The following is a 17,162-nucleotide window of genomic DNA, read 5'->3' on the forward strand; positions in this document are numbered from 1 at the left end:
TCCCGAAGGAGCAGTGCATGAACACCCGCAGAATCCTCACCGCCGGCGCGCTCGTCGCCACCGGTGCCCTCGTCCTCGCCGGCTGCGCGTCCGGCGACGGCGAGTCCTCGTCCGGTGGTGACAAAGAGTTCGCCGGCGAGACCCTGGTCGTCACGTCGTTCGGCGGAGACTGGGAGAAGGCCTTCATCGAGGCCGTCGTCGACCCGTTCGAGGAGGAGACCGGAGCGAAGGTCGAGCTGATCACCCTGTACAGCGCCGACGCCCTCGCCCAGGTCACCGCCCAGAAGGCGAGCCCGCAGATCGATGTCGTGCACTTCTCCGGCGGACAGGAGTTCACCGCCGCCGAGCAGGGCCTCATCGCCCCGATCGCCGCCGACGACCTGTCCGCAGCGGGGGACCTCGTCGACATCGCGACCGCCGGCCTCGAGCGCGGCGAGGGTCCGGTCATCCAGCTCGCGCCCATCGGGCTCGTCTACAACACCGAGGCCGACGCCCCGGCGCCGACGTCCTGGGAAGACCTCTTCGACGACGCCTACGCCGGTCACGTCGCCCTGACGGACTTCTCGAACACCTACGGGGTGCTGTCGATGCTCCGGGTGGCCGATGCGCTCGGGGGTGGCATCGAGGACCCGTCCGCGGCCATCGCCGACCTCGGGGCGCTGGCGTCCTCGGGCGACGCGATCGTCGTCCCCACCTCGCCGGACCTGCAGACCGCCTTCGCCCAGCGCGGCACCTGGCTGGCCCCGTACGCGATGGACTACGCGGGCACCCTGCAGGACGCGGGTCTCCCCGTCGAGTTCATCGTCCCGGAGGAGGGCGCCACCGCGTCGCTCATCACGGCGAACGTCGTCGAGGGTCGGGACAACCCCGAGCTGGCGACGCTCTTCATCGACTACGAGCTGCGCCCCGAAGCGCAGGCCGTCTTCGCGGAGAACATGCGCTACTCCCCCGTCAACACGAAGGCCGAGCTGTCGGACGAGGCGGCCGAGGCCGTGCTCACCGGCGACGAGCTCGACGACGTCGTGGTCTACGCCCCGGGCGACATCGCCGCGTCGCGTCAGGCGTGGACCGACGAGTGGAATGCGCTGATCACCAAATGAGCGTCCGAACCCGTAAGGAGCCCTGGCTCCTGCTCCTGCCGGCGATCGTGCTGCTCGCGCTCGCCTTCGTCACCCCGGTGGCCGGCATGCTGCTCATGAGCGTGCAATCGCCGGCAGGCGGGTTCACCCTCGACAACTTCACCCGCTTGTTCGCGAGCGAGTATCACCTCCAGGCGGCGCTGCGATCGCTCCGCCTGGGGGTGATCCAGACGGTGATCACCCTCGTCATCGCCGTCCCGCTGTCGTACATCATGGCGCGCGCCGGCTCGAAGGTGCGCTCCTTCCTCCTCATCGTGGTGATCCTGCCGCTGATGACGAGCGTCGTCGTCCGCACTTTCGGCTGGGTGGTGCTCATGGGGCCGTCCGGCCTGATGATGCAGATCCCCGGCGCGGAGTTCCTCGTCGGCGGCACCCAGGGATTCCTCGGTACCGAGACCGGCGTCGTGATCGCGATGGTGCAGGTGCTGCTGCCGTTCGCCGTGCTCAGCATCCTCGGCGTCATCTCCGGCATCCGTCCGCAGCTGGAGGAGGCTTCCCGCACCCTCGGCGCCGGATTCTGGCGCACGCTGCGGCACGTCGTGCTGCCGCTGTCGGTGCCCGGCATCGTCGCCGGTGCCTCCCTGGTGTTCGTGCTCTCGGTGAGCTCCTTCATCACCCCCCGCTTCATCGGCGGCTCGCAGATCCCCGTGTTCGCACAGACGATCTACGTCGACGCGACCACCAACCTCGACTGGGCGTTCGCGGCGGCGCAGGCCGTGCTGCTGTTCGCGGGCGTGATGCTCGTGCTCGCGGCCACGTCCCGGCTCGGGAAGCAGAAGGTGTGACCATGGTCCGTTCCGTCCCGATCCTCGGCCGTATCCTCGCGATCCTCCTCGGCGTCATCGTGACGCTGTACATGCTCGTCCCGCTGCTCGTCGTCGCCGGGGCCTCGGTGGGAGAGAACCGCTTCCTCACGTTCCCCGGCCAGGGCTTCACGCTCGACTGGTACGTGGAGGCCCTCACCTCCGACACCTACCTGGAACCGTTCCGCCTGAGCCTCGTGGTGGGTGTGACGGTCGCGATCCTCGCCGCCGCCATCGGCACCGCGGCCGCCCTCGCGCTGACGCGGTTCCGCGTTCCGGGAGGCGCGGCGATCCAGGCGCTGCTGATGTCGCCGCTGACGATCCCCACGATCATCCTCGCGATCGGCGCCCTCTCCATCGCCTCGCTCACGATCGGGTCCCCGAATGTGGGCGTGCTCGTCGCGATCCACGTGGTCATCGCGATCCCCTACGTCATGCGCACCGTGACCGGCGTGATGACCCGGGCCGACCACTTCACGGAGGAGGCCGCGCGCACCCTCGGCGCCGGCACCTGGAACCGCTACCGCCTCGTGGTGCTGCCCATCGCGCGTCCCGGCATCGCGGCCGGAGCGTTCTTCGCCTTCAACATCTCGTTCGACGATGCGGTCATCGCCCTCTTCCTGCGCACCCCGCAGCTGGAGACCCTGCCCATCGCCATCTACGGCCAGCTGGAGTTCAGCACGTCGCCCACCGTGGCGGCCGTCTCGACCCTGATGGTCCTGCTCACCGTCGTCCTCATGATCGTCCTCGAACGCATCATCGGCCTGGGAAGGTTGTTCGTCTGATGACAACGCTCACCATCACTGCACTCACCAAGGACTTCAAGGGGACGAAGGTGCTCAAGGGCATCGACCTCTCGATGCGGTCCGGCGAGTTCGTCTCCCTCCTCGGTCCTTCGGGCTGCGGGAAGACGACGCTCCTCCGCTGCATTGCCGGGCTCGAGTCGCCCACGAGCGGCACGATCGAGATCGCGGGGCAGGACGTCACGAAGCTGCCGCCCGAGAAGCGTCACCTCGGCATGATGTTCCAGAGCTATGCGCTCTTCCCGCACATGAGCGTCGCCGAGAACGTGCGCTTCGGGCTGCGGATGTCGGGCGAGAAGTCGAAGACGGAGCAGAAGGAGCTCGCCGTCCGGGCGCTGGAGCGTGTGCAGATGGGCCACCTCGCCGATCGCATGCCCGCGCAGCTCTCCGGCGGACAGCAGCAGCGCGTGGCCCTGGCCCGCGCCATCGCGTTCGAGCCGCGCGTGCTCCTGCTCGACGAGCCGCTGTCGAACCTCGATGCGCGTCTGCGCGAGGACATGCAGGTCGAGCTCAAGGAACTGCACCGCACGCTCGGTCTCACGACCGTGTTCGTCACGCACGACCAGGAGGAGGCGATGAGCCTCTCCGACCGCATCGTGCTCATGAACGGCGGGGTCATCGAACAGGAGGGTGCGCCGGCGGAGCTGTACAGCGCCCCGCTCACCCCCTTCGCCGCCGACTTCATCGGTGCCGCGAACCTCCTTCCCGCCACGCGCTCCGGCGCGATCGCGACCCTCGACGGCACCGCCGTGCAGGTCCCGCTCACGGGCGCCGGACCGGACGGTTCCGGCGAGGTCGTGCTCCGGCAGGAGGATCTGCATCTGTCGCCCGCGGCGGGTCCGGGTGCCCCCGTCCCGGTCGAGGTCATCGCGCACGTCTACCGCGGCGCCGACGTCGTCTACATCGTCGAGCTCGCGGGGCGCCGCCTCCGTGTGGTCCGTCCCCGGCACGAGGACCCGCTCCCCGAGGGCGCGGCCGGTCTCGGCTGGCGCGACGGCGCCGTCCTCTGGATCCCCGCCGCCTGAGCCACCCCGCGCACAGCTTCGGAGATCAGCCCCGACACGCCGTGCGGCCACCCCGCACGGCGGCGTGTCGGCCGCGATCTCCGAAGCTGTGCCCGTCCGGCCGGCGTGCGACTCAGACCCGGCGGGTCAGCACGAGACGGAGGGTCACGGCGAGGACCGTCGACACCACGATCCAGCCGAAGGCCGTGCCCAGGGCCACGAAGAACGAGGCCTGGTCGGTGGCGCCGGCCACGTTCCCGTAGTTGATCGCGCCGTGGGCCGCGATCGCCACCAGGAGTCCGGCGAGCGCGAGGAGCGGGCGCGACCAGGCGCGTCGGGCGTCGAGAGCGAGACCGAGCGCCGCGCCGGTCCAGATGGTGAGCGCGGCATGGGTGGGGAAGGTGAAGGTGCGGACGATCCAGGTCGCGATGCCGGAGCCGAGATCGTTCGCCGCGATGTCCGCCGCGATCGCGGAGGCGTCCTCCACGGCTGCGAAACCGACGCCGACCAGGGCCCCGACCATCGCGCCGAAGAGCACGCCGCGCAGCCCGATCCGCCGTGCGAGCAGAAGGATGAGCAGCACCCCGAGGCCCTTCCCCACCTCCTCCACGACGGGCGTCAGCACCCACATCGTGGGGATCGCCTCCCGGAGGATGCCCTGATCGTCCACGTACATCGCCTGCTCGGCGGACCACGCGCCGATCCCGGTGGCGAGGAGCACGGCCGCGCCGGCGCCCCAGGCGAGGGCGAGCAGGGACGACCCCCATGACCGCGCACCCCGCGGAGCGATCCAGCGGGCGACGAACGTCGGAGGGACGACCGCGGAATGCACTCCCCGATCCTTCCAGACCCGTTCCGCGACATTCCTGGGACACCGGAATGCTGCACTGGCTCGCGCGGTCATAGGATCGCGGCATGGTCGACGACGACAAACCCTCCGGCGCCTCTCCCCGCGACCCCTCCCGGCGCGGATTCCTCACCGTGGGCGGTGCCGCCCTGGCCGGAGCGGTGATCGGGGGCGCGGGAGGAGCGGCGATCGGGGCCTCCGTTGCCGGGGCCGGAGGCCGGGACGGCTTCGCCGACGATCCGGATCCGTTCGCCGCACTCGCGCCCCGCTCGGAGCCCGGCTTCGATCACGTGGTCGTGGTGATGGGCGAGAACCGCTCCTTCGACAACCTCCTCGGCTACCTCTACACGGCCGAGACGCTGCCGGCGGGCGAGACCTTCGAAGGTCTCGCGTTCGGCACCCACAGCAACACCGCCCCGGACGGCACGGTGGTGGAGGCGCACGTCTACCGGGGGGACACGGATCGCATCATGAGCCTCCCCGATCCGGACCCGGGTGAGGAGTACCCGCACGTCAACACGCAGATCTTCGGCACCGTCGATCCGAAGACCAACGCCGACCTGTTCGTCGACGAGATGACCACGCCCTTCAACGCCCCCACCCACGGGGAGAAGGCGACGATGTCCGGGTTCCTCGAGGACTACATCATCAACTTCCGCCGACTGCGCGACGGGAAGGAGCCGAGCCTGGACGAAGCGCGGCACATCATGGGCTCGTTCTCGCCGGAGATGCTCCCGGTGCTCTCCACCCTCGCCGCCGAGTTCGCCGTGTTCGACCACTGGTACGCCGGAGTGCCCTCCCAGACCTTCTGCAACCGCTCCTTCTTCCACGCCTCGACCTCGCACGGCTTCGTGACGAATCAGGGTGGCGGCGGCTACCGGAAGTGGCTCGACGCCCCGGCCGCACCGACGGTGTTCAACCGCCTGGAAGACCGCAAGGTGAGCTGGCGGATCTACATCGACAAGCTCCAGCTGGTCTCCTTCACGGGGATGCTGCATGCGGCGGTGCTCGAGAAGTACTGGCGCACGGACCATTTCGGCACGATGGAGGACTTCTACGCCGACGCGAAGAACGGCACCCTCCCGGCCTACGCGTTCATCGAACCCCGGATGGTCTACGACCACAACGACTTCCATCCGCCGTTCGGGAAGCCGCGGGAGAGCGTGGTCGACGGCGAGCCCGTGTTCGACAGCGCCATCTCCGATGTGCGGGCGGGCGATCGGCTCATCCACGACATCTACGAGGCCGTGCGCACGAGCGCGACGCCCGGCGGCTCGAACGCCGTGAACACCCTGCTGCTCATCACCTTCGACGAGCACGGCGGCTGTTACGACCATGTGCCGCCGCCCGCGGCCACGAAACCCACGAAGGACGCCGGCGCCGGGGAGATGGGTTTCACGTTCGACCGGCTCGGCTGTCGTGTCCCGGCGATCGCGGTGTCGGCGTACACGCGGCGCGGCACGATCATCCACGACGAGATGCACCACGGATCGGTCACCGCCACGCTGTCGCGCCTGCACGGGCTGGAGCCGCTGAACGACCGGGACCAATCGGCCAACACGCTGCTCAACGTCGTGAACCTCGACAAGCCGCGGCACCCGGCCGACTGGCCCGTCACCACACCCGCGTACACCCCGCCGAACCCCGAAGACGGCACCCCGCAGCCGAACGACGCGGATCACCTCAAGCCGCTCACGCCTCCCGCCCGCGGCCTGCTCGGGCTCCTCCTCGCCCGCTACGGCGCGCCGGGCGAGAAGGAACCGGAGACCTTCGCCGACGCGTTCCGGCTCCTCCACGAGCACGGCGAGGAGCTGTTCGGCCCTCCGCTCTGACGCCGCACTTCCGCACGAGGTCGCAGGGATTCACGGAGTCCCCGCGACCTCGGTGTGACTCTGCGACCGTGTGCCGGCTCCTCAGCCCTCGCGGGAGAACGTGACGTGGGTCACTCCGGACTCCGCGACCTCGGACGTCACGCGATAGCCGGCCTCGAGGCCGCGCAGGTCATCCCAGAGTCGGATGCCGCTGCCGATGAGGATGGGGGTGATGCCCACGTGCAGGTCGTCGACGAGCCCGGCGCGCAGGAACTCCCGGACCATGGTCGCCCCGCCGCCGACGCGCACATCACGCCCTCCGGCCACCGCCACGGCTTCCCGCAGCGCCTCCTCCGGTGTCGCGGAGAGGAAGCGGAAGCTCGTGCCGTTCGCGAACTCGATCGACGGGCGCGGAGTATGCGTGAGGACGAACACCGGCACCTCGAACGGCGGCTCCTCGCCCCACCAGCCGCGCCACTCCGGGTCGTCCGGGTTCGCGTGGAGCCCGAACATCCCGGCGCCCATGATCTCGGCGCCGATCCCCTCGAAGTACTGCGCCGCGTACTTCTCGTCCACCCCGGTGGTGCCCGCGCCGCTCGTGTCGTGGAAGACTCGCTCCTGGAAGGTGCGGGTCGCCGTGTAGGCCGCGGTGAGTCGTCCCCAGTCCTCGCCGAAGGGGTTCTCCGGCGTCTGATCGGTCGTCGTGGCGAAGCCGTCGAGGGTGATGTTGAGGTCGACGCGCACGCGGGTCATGGTGCCTCCGAAGCGGTGGGGACGGGCACCGGTCGGCGCGCCGTCCCCAGCGTCGGGCGTAACGCGGCCCCTGTCAAGAGCGGACCGCCGTGCCGGATCAGGCCACGGGGTCGCCCTGGACCGGACCCTCCGTGTTGGGCTTCCACCCGAGGGCCGGCGCCACGTGCTCCGCGAACGCCTCGAGCACATGCAGGTTGTACTCCGGCCCGAGCTGGTTCGGGATGGTCAGCATGAGGGTGTCCGCGGCCATGACGGCCTCGTCCTGCCGGAGCTGCTCGATGAGGACGTCGGGCTCCGCGGCGTAGGTCTTGCCGAACGTGGAGCGGAACCCGTCGATGATGCCGATCTGGTCGGCGTTCTCCTCGCTGCGCAGCCCGAAGTAGGCGCGGTCCATATCCGACACGAGCGGGAACACGCTGCGGCTGACCGAGACGCGCGGTGTGCTGGTGTGGCCGGCCTCGCGGTAGGCGGAGCGGAACAGCTCGATCTGCTCGCGCTGCAGCTCGTGGAACGGCTGCCCCGTGGCCTCCGTCACGAGCGTCGAGCTCATCATGTTGAGCCCCTGGCGTCCGGTCTCCTCGGCCGTGGCGCGCGAACCCGAGCCCCACCAGATGTGGTCGCGCAGCGTGGGCGACTGCGGCTCGATCGCGAGGTACTGTCCCGCGCCCACCATGCGGGGGTCGCCGGGGGCGAGTCGCTCGCCGTCGATGGCCCGCAGGAAGATCTCGAACTTCTCCCGTGCGAGCACGCTGCCGCGCTCCGGGTCCTCCTCGTCGCGGAAGCCGAAGGTCTCGTAGCCGCGCAGCGCCGTCTCGGGTGACCCACGGCTCACGCCGAGCGCGATCCGGCCGTCCGCGATGAGGTCGAGTGCGGCCGCCTCCTCCGCGAACTGGAACGGGTTCTCGTAGCGCATGTCGATCACGCCGGTGCCGACCTCGATCCGCTCGGTGCGCGCGGCCATGGCCGTCAGCAGCGGCATCGGGGACGCCGCCTGGCGGGCCCAATGGTGCACGCGGACGTAGGCGCCGTTGACGCCGAGCTCGTCCGCGCCCTCCGCGATCTCGATGGTCTGCTTCAGCATGTCGCCCGCGGTGCGGGTCGCCGAGCCGGGCACGTCGGCATAGTGACCGAACGAGAGGAATCCGAAAGCCTTCATGGTGTATTCGAACGCATGGAAGCCGGGACTATTCCCCCGGGAGGAGGAAGCCGTCGAGCACGAGTCCCCGGATGCGCGGCTCGAGCTCCGCCCACAGCTGCGGGAAGGGCACCTCGAAGAGGTCGGCGAGAGCGGGGGCGATCTGCAGCACCTGGAGCTCCCCGTCGCAGGCGCCGACGAACCCGGCGAGCGCCGGGTCCACCGCGACCGTTCGCGCGAACCCGCCGCCCTGACGCAGCTCGATCACGCTCGGGTCGTCGTTGCCGGGAAGCAGGTGGCGCGCCTCCGTCACGTCAGGGGCCACGACGAGGGTGTCGGGCAGTCCCCCGGCGAGCGCATCGTGGGCCGCCAGGCCGAGAGCGAGCGCCGCCCCCACGTTCGCCACGGGCTGCGAGACCCGCTCCGACCGCCGCAGCGGCTCGCCCTGCCCCCGGCGGAGCAGCACGTAGCCGAAGCCGATCGCGGTCACGCCCCGCGCCGCGAAGTCGTCGAGCCACGCGGTGAGCAGCGGGGTGAACGCGGCGTCGCGCGGCGTGATGCCGCCGTCCCTGATCCAGAGCTCGGCGTACGCGAGGGGCGACAGCTCCTCCCGCTCCACCACCCACAAGTCGAGGTCGGCGGGCACCCACGCGTCCAGCCGGGCAAGGCCCGTGATCCCCGTGCGGGACTCCCAGTTGCCCAGCAGCTGGGCGATGCCGCCCGGGGTGAGATGCGCCGGTGCCGTGCGCACGAACTGCTCGACGAGCGCGTCGCCGACGAGACCGCCGTCGCGGTACTCGTAGGCGGGCACCCCCTCGGTTCGGGGGGTGATCACGAACGGAGGGTTCGAGACGATGAGGTCGAACGCCTCCCCGGCGACCGGCTCGAACATGCTGCCGTGGCGGAACTCGATGTTCGTGACCCCGTTGAGCTGCGCGTTCAGCGCGGCGTAGGCGAGTGCTCGGCGGGAGACATCGGTGGCGACGACCCGGCCGGCTCGCCGCGCCACGAGGAGCGCCTGGATGCCGCAGCCCGTGCCGAGGTCGAGGGCACGATCCACCGCGAGCGGCACGACCGTCTCGGCGAGCGTGCGCGAGGCCCCGCCCACGCCGAGCACGTGATCGGCGGGCAGCGGACCGTCGAGGGCGACCTCGTCCAGATCGCTCGCGATCCACCACTCCCCGACACCGTCCTCGTCGACGAACGACTGCGGGCGCAGCAGCGCGACCGGGATCACGGAGTCGGCGTCGACCGTCGCCAGCCCCAGGGCCTCCAGACCGTCCACGCCGAGGGTGGGCAGGGCGCGCTCCACCGCCGCGCGGGGCTGCGGAAGCCCGAGCACCAGGAGACGTCCGAGGGTCGCGAGCACGCCCTCGTCCCCGGCGATCGCCCGCAGGATGGGTTCGCGCAGGCCGCGGGCGAGGGCATCGTCCGCCTCCTCTCCCCAGAGGCGACGCAGGGGCTCGGATCGGAGGTCGGCGGCGTCGAGATCCGCGGCGAACGCGGCACTGCGGAGCGGGTCGGGATGGGGGGCGGGGGTGTCGGACACGGCCGTCACTCTACGCGTCTTCAGGGTTCTCCTCCCTCCGGCCTCCTAGAATCGCAGGGTCAGTACTCACGATCCGCCTCCTCCCGGCGTTCGAGGAAGACCTTCATGACCGCGATCACTCCCGAGACGGGCCTCCGCGCGCGCGTGCGCCGGCTCGCGGCGTTCGTGGTCGCCGCCGGCGTCTGCGTCCTGGGGGTCGGCGGACCGGCGATGGCGGCCGACCAGCCCCCCGCGGACGACGACCAGCGGGTGGAGCTGCATGTCACGGCGGGCCTGCGCGGCACCGTCGCGCCGGGCACGTCGACCTCGGCGGTGATCACGATCGACAACGAGACCGCGTCGGAGCTCTCCACGGGCCGGGTCGAGGTCGAGCTCGGCAGCACGCCGCTCGGCGACGATGCCGCCGTCACGAACTGGCTGGACGAGGGGCGTGCTGCCGGTTCGTTCCTCCCGCTCGGCGACGAGACCACGAAGACGGCCGAGGCCGGAGGATCCGCGACCACGACGGTGTTCGTGCCGCAGGAGACGCTCGAGCCCCTCGCGCCCGGCGTGTACCCGCTGCGGGCCGTCCTGAGCGATGCCCGCACGAAGGACACCGCGGGGCAGCGCACCACCACCTGGGATGCGACCGCGACGAGCGTCCTCGTCGTCACCTCCGCGCCGACCAGTCCGATCGGGGTGCTCGTCCCGATCACCGCGACCCCGGCCGGCGGAGCCCTGCTGAGCGCCGAGGAGCTCACCGACCTCACCGCCCCCGACGGCGACCTCACCGCACAGCTCGACGGCGTGGCGGGGACGACGGCCGTGCTCGCACTCGATCCCGCCATCCCCGCCGCCATCCGCGCCCTCGGCACGGCCGCCCCCTCGACGGCCACGGACTGGCTGGAGAGGCTCGACGAGCTCCCCAACGCCCGCTTCGCCCTGCAGTTCGGCGACGCCGACCTCACCGTGCAGGCCCAGGCCGGTCTCCCGGATGCCCTGGCGCCACTCCCCCTGACCTCCCTGCTCGACCCCGCCGCCTTCCCGCAGCAGCGCGCCGTCACGCCCACGAGCACGCCCGGGACCGCGGCGGTACCGTCTCCCACGCCGACCGACGGCCCCGCGCTGCCCACCGATGAGGAGCTGGCGGAGATCGACGGGGCCATCCCGGGGATCGTCTGGCCCGAGAGCGACCTCGCGCAGGGCGACCTCGCCGCCTTCTCCGGGTACCTGGACCGGAAGACGACGACGGTGGTGTCGTCGACGACGGTCGGTGGGCAGAGTTCCGCCCACGCGACGTCGGGCGGCCAGGACCTGCTCGTCATCGACGCCGCCACGTCCGCCGCGCTGTCGGCCGCCGCGGCCGAATCCTCCTCCGCCCCGCGTCAGGCGCACCTGGCCGAGGCCGCGGCGCAGCTGTTCCTCGCGGGTGCCCGTGCCCCCGGTGCCCCGCTCCTCGTGGGGCTGGATCGCGACGAGAACCGCTCGGCCGACGCGCTCCGCGACGCGATCTCGGCGGCGGACTCCGTCGGATTCGAGCTCTCCGCGGTGCGCGCGGCCCCTGCCGCCTCCGTCACTGTCCCGGAGGCCGCTGCGGCCACCAGGGCCCCTGACCTCGCGAACCTGCTCACGGACGAGGGCGCCCTCACCGCGTTCGCCACCGTCCTCGACGACCCCCTCGTACTGCTGAGCCCGGAGCGCATCCGGATCCTGCGCACGATCGCGGTCGGCTCGTCCGATGAGGCCTTCGCAGAGAAGGTCGCGGCCCATCGAGCCCGCACCACCGAGACGCTCGGCGCGGTCAGCGTCCCCGACTCCAGCACCATCCAGCTGCTCACGGCCAACGCCGACCTGCCGATCGCGGTGCGCAACGACCTCTCCTGGCCTGTGACCGTGCGGCTGTTCGCGGCCCCCAGCGATCCGCGCCTCGAGGTGAAGCCCGTGATCGACGTCGAGGTGCAGGCGAACTCGACGACCAGGGCGAAGGTGCCCGTCTCCGCCCGGGTGGGCAGCGGCGAGCTCGATCTGCGTCTCGCGCTGACCAGCCCGACGGGAGTGCCGATCCAGTCGGAGCAGACCGTCCGCGTGGCGGTGCGGGCGGAGTGGGAGACCATCGGGCTCGTCATCTTCGGCGGCCTGGCCGTGCTGCTCATCGCTCTCGGCGTCGTCCGCACGGTGCGTCGGAAGCGCCGGGAGGCGATCGAGGAGCAAGCGGTCGAGGCGGCCGTCGAGGAACTGATCGAGGAGAAGGAGGCGGAGGCCGCGGTGCAGGAGCGTCTCGACGGCCCTGATGCCCCTTCCGCGAAGGAGTCGCGTGACTAGTCTCGGGCGCGCCAGCGCCATCATCGGCGCGGGCACCCTGGTCTCCCGCGTGACCGGGCTGCTGCGCAGCATCATCCTCGTGGCGGTGATCGGCTCGTTCGGGTCGGGTCCTGCCGACGCGTTCGCCGCGGCCAACACCCTGCCGAACAGCGTCTTCTCCCTCATCTCCGTCGGGATCCTCACCGCGGTCATCGTGCCGCAGATCGTCAAGGCCACGGCTGACGCCGACGGGGGAAACACCTTCATCTCGAAGCTCTTCACCCTCGGCACCGTCGTCCTGGTCGCCGTCACGGCGGTGGCCACGATCGCAGCACCCTGGCTCGTGCAGATCGTGGCCGGCGGGTTCTCGCCCGCGACCCAAGCGCTCGCGACCGCCCTCGCCTACTGGTGCCTGCCGCAGATCCTGTTCTACGGCCTCTACGCGCTGCTGGGCGAGGCTCTGAACGCGCGGCGTATCTTCGGGCCGTTCACCTGGGCCCCCGTCGTCAACAACATCGTCTCCATCATCGGGTTCCTCATCCTCGGGTGGGTCTTCGCACCGGTCTCCCGGAACTCCGCCGAGTGGACCCCGGAGATGATCGCCACTCTCGGCGGCACGGCGACCCTCGGCATCGCCGTGCAGGCGCTCATCCTGCTCCTGTTCTGGAGGCGGACGGGCCTCTCCCTCCGTCCGGACTTCCAGTGGCGAGGGGTCGGCCTCGGCAACGTGGGGAAGCTCGCGGGATGGACGTTCCTGATGGCATTCGCCTCCCTGGCTGCGGGCGTGCTCCAGGGCAACATCGTCAGCAACGCGTCCGGCACCGGGGCATCGCTCGCCGTGACCACGAACGCGTGGCTCATCTTCATGCTGCCGTACTCCGTCATCGTCCTGTCGATCGGAACCCCGTACTTCACGCAGATCAGCGAGCACGCCGCCGCAGGTCGCGATGACGAGGTCCGGGGGGACATCTCGCGAAGCATCCGCACTCTGCTCTTCTTCATCGTCGCCGCCGTCGCCGCCGTCGCCGCCGCGGCCATCCCCGCCTCCCGCGTCTTCACCGAGAGCCCCTCGGATGCCGAGGGCGCGGCCATCGTCCTCCTCTGCTATCTGATCAGCCTCATCCCGCTCACGATCCTGTTCATCGTCCAGCGCACCTTCTACGCCTACGACGACACGCGCACGCCCTTCTGGTTCACGATCTTCCAGTGCACGTTGATCGTCGTGACCGCGCTGGGCGCCGCCGCGCTCCTGTCCGCAGAGGTCATCGCCCTGACCCAGCTGGCTGCCGCCGTGGCTCTCGGCCAGTCCATCGCCAGCACGCTGCAGACGATCGTGGCGACCTGGCTGCTGCATCGCAAGATCGGCGGGCTGGGCGTCCTCTCGTGGATGCGTGTCCTGGCGCTCTTCGCGATCGCCGCGATCCCGGCCGGTCTCGCCGGCTGGGGCACCTTCCTCCTCCTCGGCGGGACGACGGGATGGGCGACGTCCGGAGTCATTCCCGGCACCCTGGCGACGGCCGTCATCGGCCTCGTCGTCGTACTCGTCTACGTCGCGATCCTCGCGGTCTTCCGCGCCCCGGAGCTGAAGGCCGCCGGCGGCCTCGTCCGCCGCTTCCTTCCCGGCCGCTGACGCGGGAATGCCCCGCGGTTACCATGGGTTGAAGCAGTCGGACGTCTTTCGACGGCACCGCCTTTCTAACGGAGATCACATGCGTCAGGTCATCATCATCGGCTCCGGCCCCGCCGGATTCACGGCTGCCATCTACGCGGCGCGCGCGAACCTGGAGCCGCTCCTCATCGCGAGCTCCGTCGAGGTCGGCGGAGAGCTCATGAACACGACCGAGGTGGAGAACTACCCCGGCTTCCCGGAGGGCATCCAGGGCCCCGAGCTCATGGCCAAGTTCCAGGAGCAGGCTGAGAAGTTCGGCACCGAGGTGCTCTACGACGACGTCACCGAGCTCGACGTCGCCGGCCCCGTCAAGAAGGTCACCCTCGGTTCGGGCGCCACCCACGAGGCGAAGACCATCATCTACGCGACGGGTTCCGCTTACCGCAAGCTCGGCATCGAGGGCGAGGAGCGTCTCTCCGGCTTCGGCGTCTCCTGGTGCGCCACCTGCGACGGCTTCTTCTTCCGTCAGAAGACGATCGCCGTCGTCGGCGGCGGTGACTCGGCGATGGAGGAGGCCACCTTCCTCACGCGCTTCGCGGACAAGGTGTACGTCATCCACCGCAAGGACACCCTGCGGGCCTCGAAGATCATGCAGGAGCGCGCCTTCGCGAACGAGAAGATCGAGTTCGTGTGGAACAGCGAGGTCGTGGAGATCCTCGGCGACAACGCCGTCTCGGGCGTGCAGCTTCGTTCCACCGAGGACGGCTCGCTGCGCGACCTGCCCCTCGACGGCCTGTTCATCGCCATCGGCAACGACCCGCGCACCCACCTCGTCCACGAGAAGCTCGAGCTCACGCCCGAGGGGACGATCTGGGTCGACGGTCGCTCCTCGCGCACGTCGGTTCCCGGAGTCTTCGCCGCCGGCGACGTGATCGACCCCACCTACCGCCAGGCCATCACCGCCGCCGGGACGGGCACGATCGCGGCCCTCGACGCCGAGCACTTCCTCGCAGACCTGGAGGACTCCTCCGTCGAGGTCCCCGCGGCCGAGGCCGCCGAGGTCATCACGGCCTGACCACGGCCGGGAACACTTTCCCCCCGCCCGTTGTTGCAACAGGCGAACCTCGAACAAGGAGAACTCTGATGAGTGCAAAGGCAACGAGCCAGGCGACCTGGGAGCAGGACGTGCTGCAGGCCGATGGTCCCGTGCTGGTGGACTTCTGGGCCGAGTGGTGCGGTCCGTGTCGTATGGTCGCGCCGGTGCTGGACGAGATCCAGTCCGACAACCCCGACAAGATCACCATCCTCAAGCTCAACGTGGACGAGAACCCGGAGCTGGCCATGAAGTACCAGATCACGTCGATCCCGGCGATGAAGGTCTTCCAGGGCGGAGAGGTCAAGACGACGATCATCGGCGCCAAGCCGAAGTTCGCCCTCGAGCAGGATCTCGCCGCTTTCCTCGGCTGATCCCCCACGACCACGAAAAGGGCCGCACCTCCGGGTGCGGCCCTTTTCGCATTCTCCGCGCCGCCCGTACCGGTCAGCGACGGATCAGGAGAGAACGAGGAGCATCGGCGTCAGGAGGCGTCAGCGATGCGCGGGTCCCAGCGACGGTGTCGCTGCTTCTCATCCAGAAGCCCCCAGACGGCCGGGGTGAGCTCCGGGTATTCGAGGGCGATCTGGCGCAGCACCCGGTAGTGTCGTGCGGCGTTGGGTCGCACACCGTCGTTCGCAGCGATGTTGTCCGCACGGAGCAGGTAGACGACGAGTTCGTCGACGCTGGGCAGCTCCTCCATGAACTCCCAGGGGTCCTCACCGCCCAGAAGGCGCTCCTGGACGAGGACGGCGAGTTCGTCCGACGCCTCGGCGCGCAGCACTTCCAGGCTGGCGCGACGGGGGACGGATTCGGTCATCCCTCCAGCCTACGCGCGTGCGCGACGGGGTCGGCGCTCCACCTTCGCATCCTCGCTCATGTCCTCGAGCTCGCGGCCCTTGGTCTCCGGCACCTTGAAGAACACGAAGAAGAACGACAGCAGCGCGAAGAACGCGTAGAAGCCGTACGCGAAGGTGAGGCCGATCTCGGCGAACGCCGGGAACGTCGTCGAGATGAAGAAGTTGGCCACCCACTGCGCCGCCGCGGCGACGGCGAGAGCGCCGGCACGGATCGAGTTCGGGAAGATCTCGCCCAGGAGCACCCACACGAGCGGGCCCCAGCTCGCACCGAAGAATACGACGAAGCCGTTGGCGCAGATGAGGGCGACGGTGGCCCAGGGATCGGGCAGGGTCGCGGTTCCGGAGGCGTCGAGCGTGCCGAACGAGAAGGCGAGCGCCATGAGCCCGAGGGTCACCGTCATGCCGACCGAGCCGACGAGGAGCATGATCCGACGACCGACCCGGTCGACGAGGAGGATCGCGACGATCGTGACGACGATGTTCGTGACGGAGGTGATGACGGACGTGAGGAGCGCGCTGGACTCGTCGAAGCCCACCGACTGCCACAGCGTCGTGGAGTAGTAGAAGATGACGTTGATGCCGACGAACTGCTGGAACACCGACAGCAGGATGCCGACCCAGACGATCGGCTTGAGCCCCAGTCGGCTCCCCCGCAGATCCCGCAGCGACTCGGAGCGCTCCGTGTCGATCGTGCCCGTGATCTCCTTGATCTTCGCTTCGGTGTCGATCGTCCCCGTGACGGTCTGGAGCACTTCCGCGGCGCGCTTCACCTCGCCCTTGCGGACCAGGTAGCGCGGCGACTCCGGCAGCCGCAACGACACGAGTCCGTAGACGAGCGCGGGGATGGCCGCGACCATGAACATCCACCGCCACGCGGTCAGGCCCCACAGCGGCTGGTCGGCCTCCCCCGCGATGCCCGCCAGCAGGGCGTCGGACAGGAGGGCGGCGAAGATGCCGAGGACGATGGCGAGCTGCTGCAGCGATCCGAGCCGACCGCGGATCGCTGCCGGCGAGACCTCCGCGATGTACGCGGGTGCGATCACCGACGCCGCACCGACGCCGAGGCCGCCGATCACGCGCCAGACGATGAGGTCGACGACACTGAAGGCGAGGCCGGAGCCGATCGCCGAGACGAAGAACATGGCCGCGGCGACCACCATCACGGGGATTCGTCCGAACTTGTTCGAGACGGGCCCGGCGAACCAGGCCCCCACGGCGCAGCCGATCAGGGCGGACGACACGGCGAAGCCCTTGAGGCCCGTGCCCAGATCGAAACCGGAGACGTCTCCGGCCAGAGCGTCGACGGCGCCGTTGATCACCGCGGTGTCGAATCCGAAGAGGAATCCGCCCAGAGCCGCCGCGATACTGACGGCGATCACGCGACGCTTGATACTCGCTGGATCAGCTGATCTGGACATGACATCCCCCTCGCATCGTCAAGATGACGCGAGTCTATGTCACCCCCGACCGGGGGCG

Annotated in this window: 15 protein-coding genes; 9 read left to right on the forward strand and 6 right to left on the reverse strand. The window is 70.1% G+C overall.

What is annotated here, in order from left to right:
• Positions 1 to 17 precede the first annotated feature (17 nt).
• From AB0300_RS07785 to AB0300_RS07800, 4 genes are read left to right on the forward strand one after another with little or no spacing between them, the layout of a single operon-like run.
• Entirely contained in the window at positions 18 to 1,100 is a 1,083-nt protein-coding gene (locus tag AB0300_RS07785; RefSeq protein ID WP_338567023.1) for an ABC transporter substrate-binding protein, read from the forward strand.
• On the forward strand, positions 1,097 to 1,924 hold the full coding sequence (locus AB0300_RS07790; RefSeq protein ID WP_060921346.1) for an ABC transporter permease: 828 nt from the start codon (positions 1,097 to 1,099) through the stop codon (positions 1,922 to 1,924). The genes AB0300_RS07785 and AB0300_RS07790 overlap by 4 nt, the downstream gene beginning before the upstream one ends.
• A 2-nt stretch (positions 1,925 to 1,926) precedes the next feature.
• Entirely contained in the window at positions 1,927 to 2,727 is an 801-nt protein-coding gene (locus AB0300_RS07795; protein WP_366215791.1) for an ABC transporter permease, read from the forward strand.
• Positions 2,727 to 3,770: an ABC transporter ATP-binding protein gene (locus AB0300_RS07800; protein WP_366215792.1), complete on the forward strand. Its 1,044-nt coding sequence runs from the start codon at positions 2,727 to 2,729 to the stop codon at positions 3,768 to 3,770. The genes AB0300_RS07795 and AB0300_RS07800 overlap by 1 nt, the downstream gene beginning before the upstream one ends.
• A 112-nt stretch (positions 3,771 to 3,882) precedes the next feature.
• On the opposite strand, the gene AB0300_RS07805 is transcribed toward AB0300_RS07800, so the two are convergent.
• Positions 3,883 to 4,581, reverse strand: coding sequence for a PrsW family glutamic-type intramembrane protease (locus AB0300_RS07805; protein ID WP_366215793.1), 699 nt, complete (start codon positions 4,579 to 4,581; stop codon positions 3,883 to 3,885).
• Between the two features lie 83 nt (positions 4,582 to 4,664).
• Between AB0300_RS07805 and AB0300_RS07810 the strand changes: the two genes are divergently transcribed.
• Complete coding sequence (locus tag AB0300_RS07810) at positions 4,665 to 6,428, forward strand: alkaline phosphatase family protein (protein WP_366215794.1); 1,764 nt, start codon at positions 4,665 to 4,667, stop codon at positions 6,426 to 6,428.
• An 81-nt stretch (positions 6,429 to 6,509) separates the two neighbouring features.
• On the opposite strand, the gene AB0300_RS07815 is transcribed toward AB0300_RS07810, so the two are convergent.
• The 3 genes from AB0300_RS07815 to AB0300_RS07825 all read right to left on the reverse strand — a co-directional run bounded on the left by AB0300_RS07815 (position 6,510) and on the right by AB0300_RS07825 (position 9,844).
• Positions 6,510 to 7,160: a dihydrofolate reductase family protein gene (locus AB0300_RS07815; protein WP_366215795.1), complete on the reverse strand. Its 651-nt coding sequence runs from the start codon at positions 7,158 to 7,160 to the stop codon at positions 6,510 to 6,512.
• Between the two features lie 97 nt (positions 7,161 to 7,257).
• Positions 7,258 to 8,316, reverse strand: coding sequence for an LLM class flavin-dependent oxidoreductase (locus AB0300_RS07820; protein WP_315104345.1), 1,059 nt, complete (start codon positions 8,314 to 8,316; stop codon positions 7,258 to 7,260).
• A gap of 28 nt (positions 8,317 to 8,344) precedes the next feature.
• Entirely contained in the window at positions 8,345 to 9,844 is a 1,500-nt protein-coding gene (locus tag AB0300_RS07825; protein WP_338567026.1) for a methyltransferase, read from the reverse strand.
• Between the two features lie 105 nt (positions 9,845 to 9,949).
• Between AB0300_RS07825 and AB0300_RS07830 the strand changes: the two genes are divergently transcribed.
• The 4 genes from AB0300_RS07830 to trxA all read left to right on the forward strand — a co-directional run bounded on the left by AB0300_RS07830 (position 9,950) and on the right by trxA (position 15,200).
• Positions 9,950 to 12,145 carry a DUF6049 family protein gene (locus tag AB0300_RS07830; protein WP_366215796.1) on the forward strand — a complete coding sequence of 732 codons (2,196 nt, stop codon included), beginning with the start codon at positions 9,950 to 9,952 and terminating at the stop codon, positions 12,143 to 12,145.
• Positions 12,138 to 13,754, forward strand: a complete 1,617-nt coding sequence (murJ, locus tag AB0300_RS07835; RefSeq protein ID WP_366215797.1) for a murein biosynthesis integral membrane protein MurJ — start codon at positions 12,138 to 12,140, stop codon at positions 13,752 to 13,754. The genes AB0300_RS07830 and murJ overlap by 8 nt, the downstream gene beginning before the upstream one ends.
• A gap of 79 nt (positions 13,755 to 13,833) precedes the next feature.
• Positions 13,834 to 14,808 (forward strand): thioredoxin-disulfide reductase, encoded by a 975-nt coding sequence (trxB, locus tag AB0300_RS07840; RefSeq protein ID WP_025102858.1) that lies wholly within the window; start codon positions 13,834 to 13,836, stop codon positions 14,806 to 14,808.
• A gap of 68 nt (positions 14,809 to 14,876) precedes the next feature.
• Positions 14,877 to 15,200: a thioredoxin gene (gene trxA, locus AB0300_RS07845; RefSeq protein WP_025102859.1), complete on the forward strand. Its 324-nt coding sequence runs from the start codon at positions 14,877 to 14,879 to the stop codon at positions 15,198 to 15,200.
• Between the two features lie 110 nt (positions 15,201 to 15,310).
• Here the strand turns inward: trxA and AB0300_RS07850 are convergent, their stop codons facing one another.
• Both AB0300_RS07850 and AB0300_RS07855 read right to left on the reverse strand, forming a co-directional pair.
• Positions 15,311 to 15,646, reverse strand: a complete 336-nt coding sequence (locus AB0300_RS07850; RefSeq protein ID WP_025102860.1) for a hypothetical protein — start codon at positions 15,644 to 15,646, stop codon at positions 15,311 to 15,313.
• Between the two features lie 9 nt (positions 15,647 to 15,655).
• The gene (locus AB0300_RS07855) at positions 15,656 to 17,104 is read right to left on the reverse strand and encodes a sugar porter family MFS transporter (RefSeq protein WP_197426474.1); all 1,449 of its coding nucleotides are present in this window, start codon (positions 17,102 to 17,104) and stop codon (positions 15,656 to 15,658) included.
• Positions 17,105 to 17,162: the final 58 nt, after the last annotated feature.

Source organism: Microbacterium sp. NPDC078814 (assembly GCF_040702645.1).
Classification (GTDB): Bacteria; Actinomycetota; Actinomycetes; order Actinomycetales; family Microbacteriaceae; genus Microbacterium.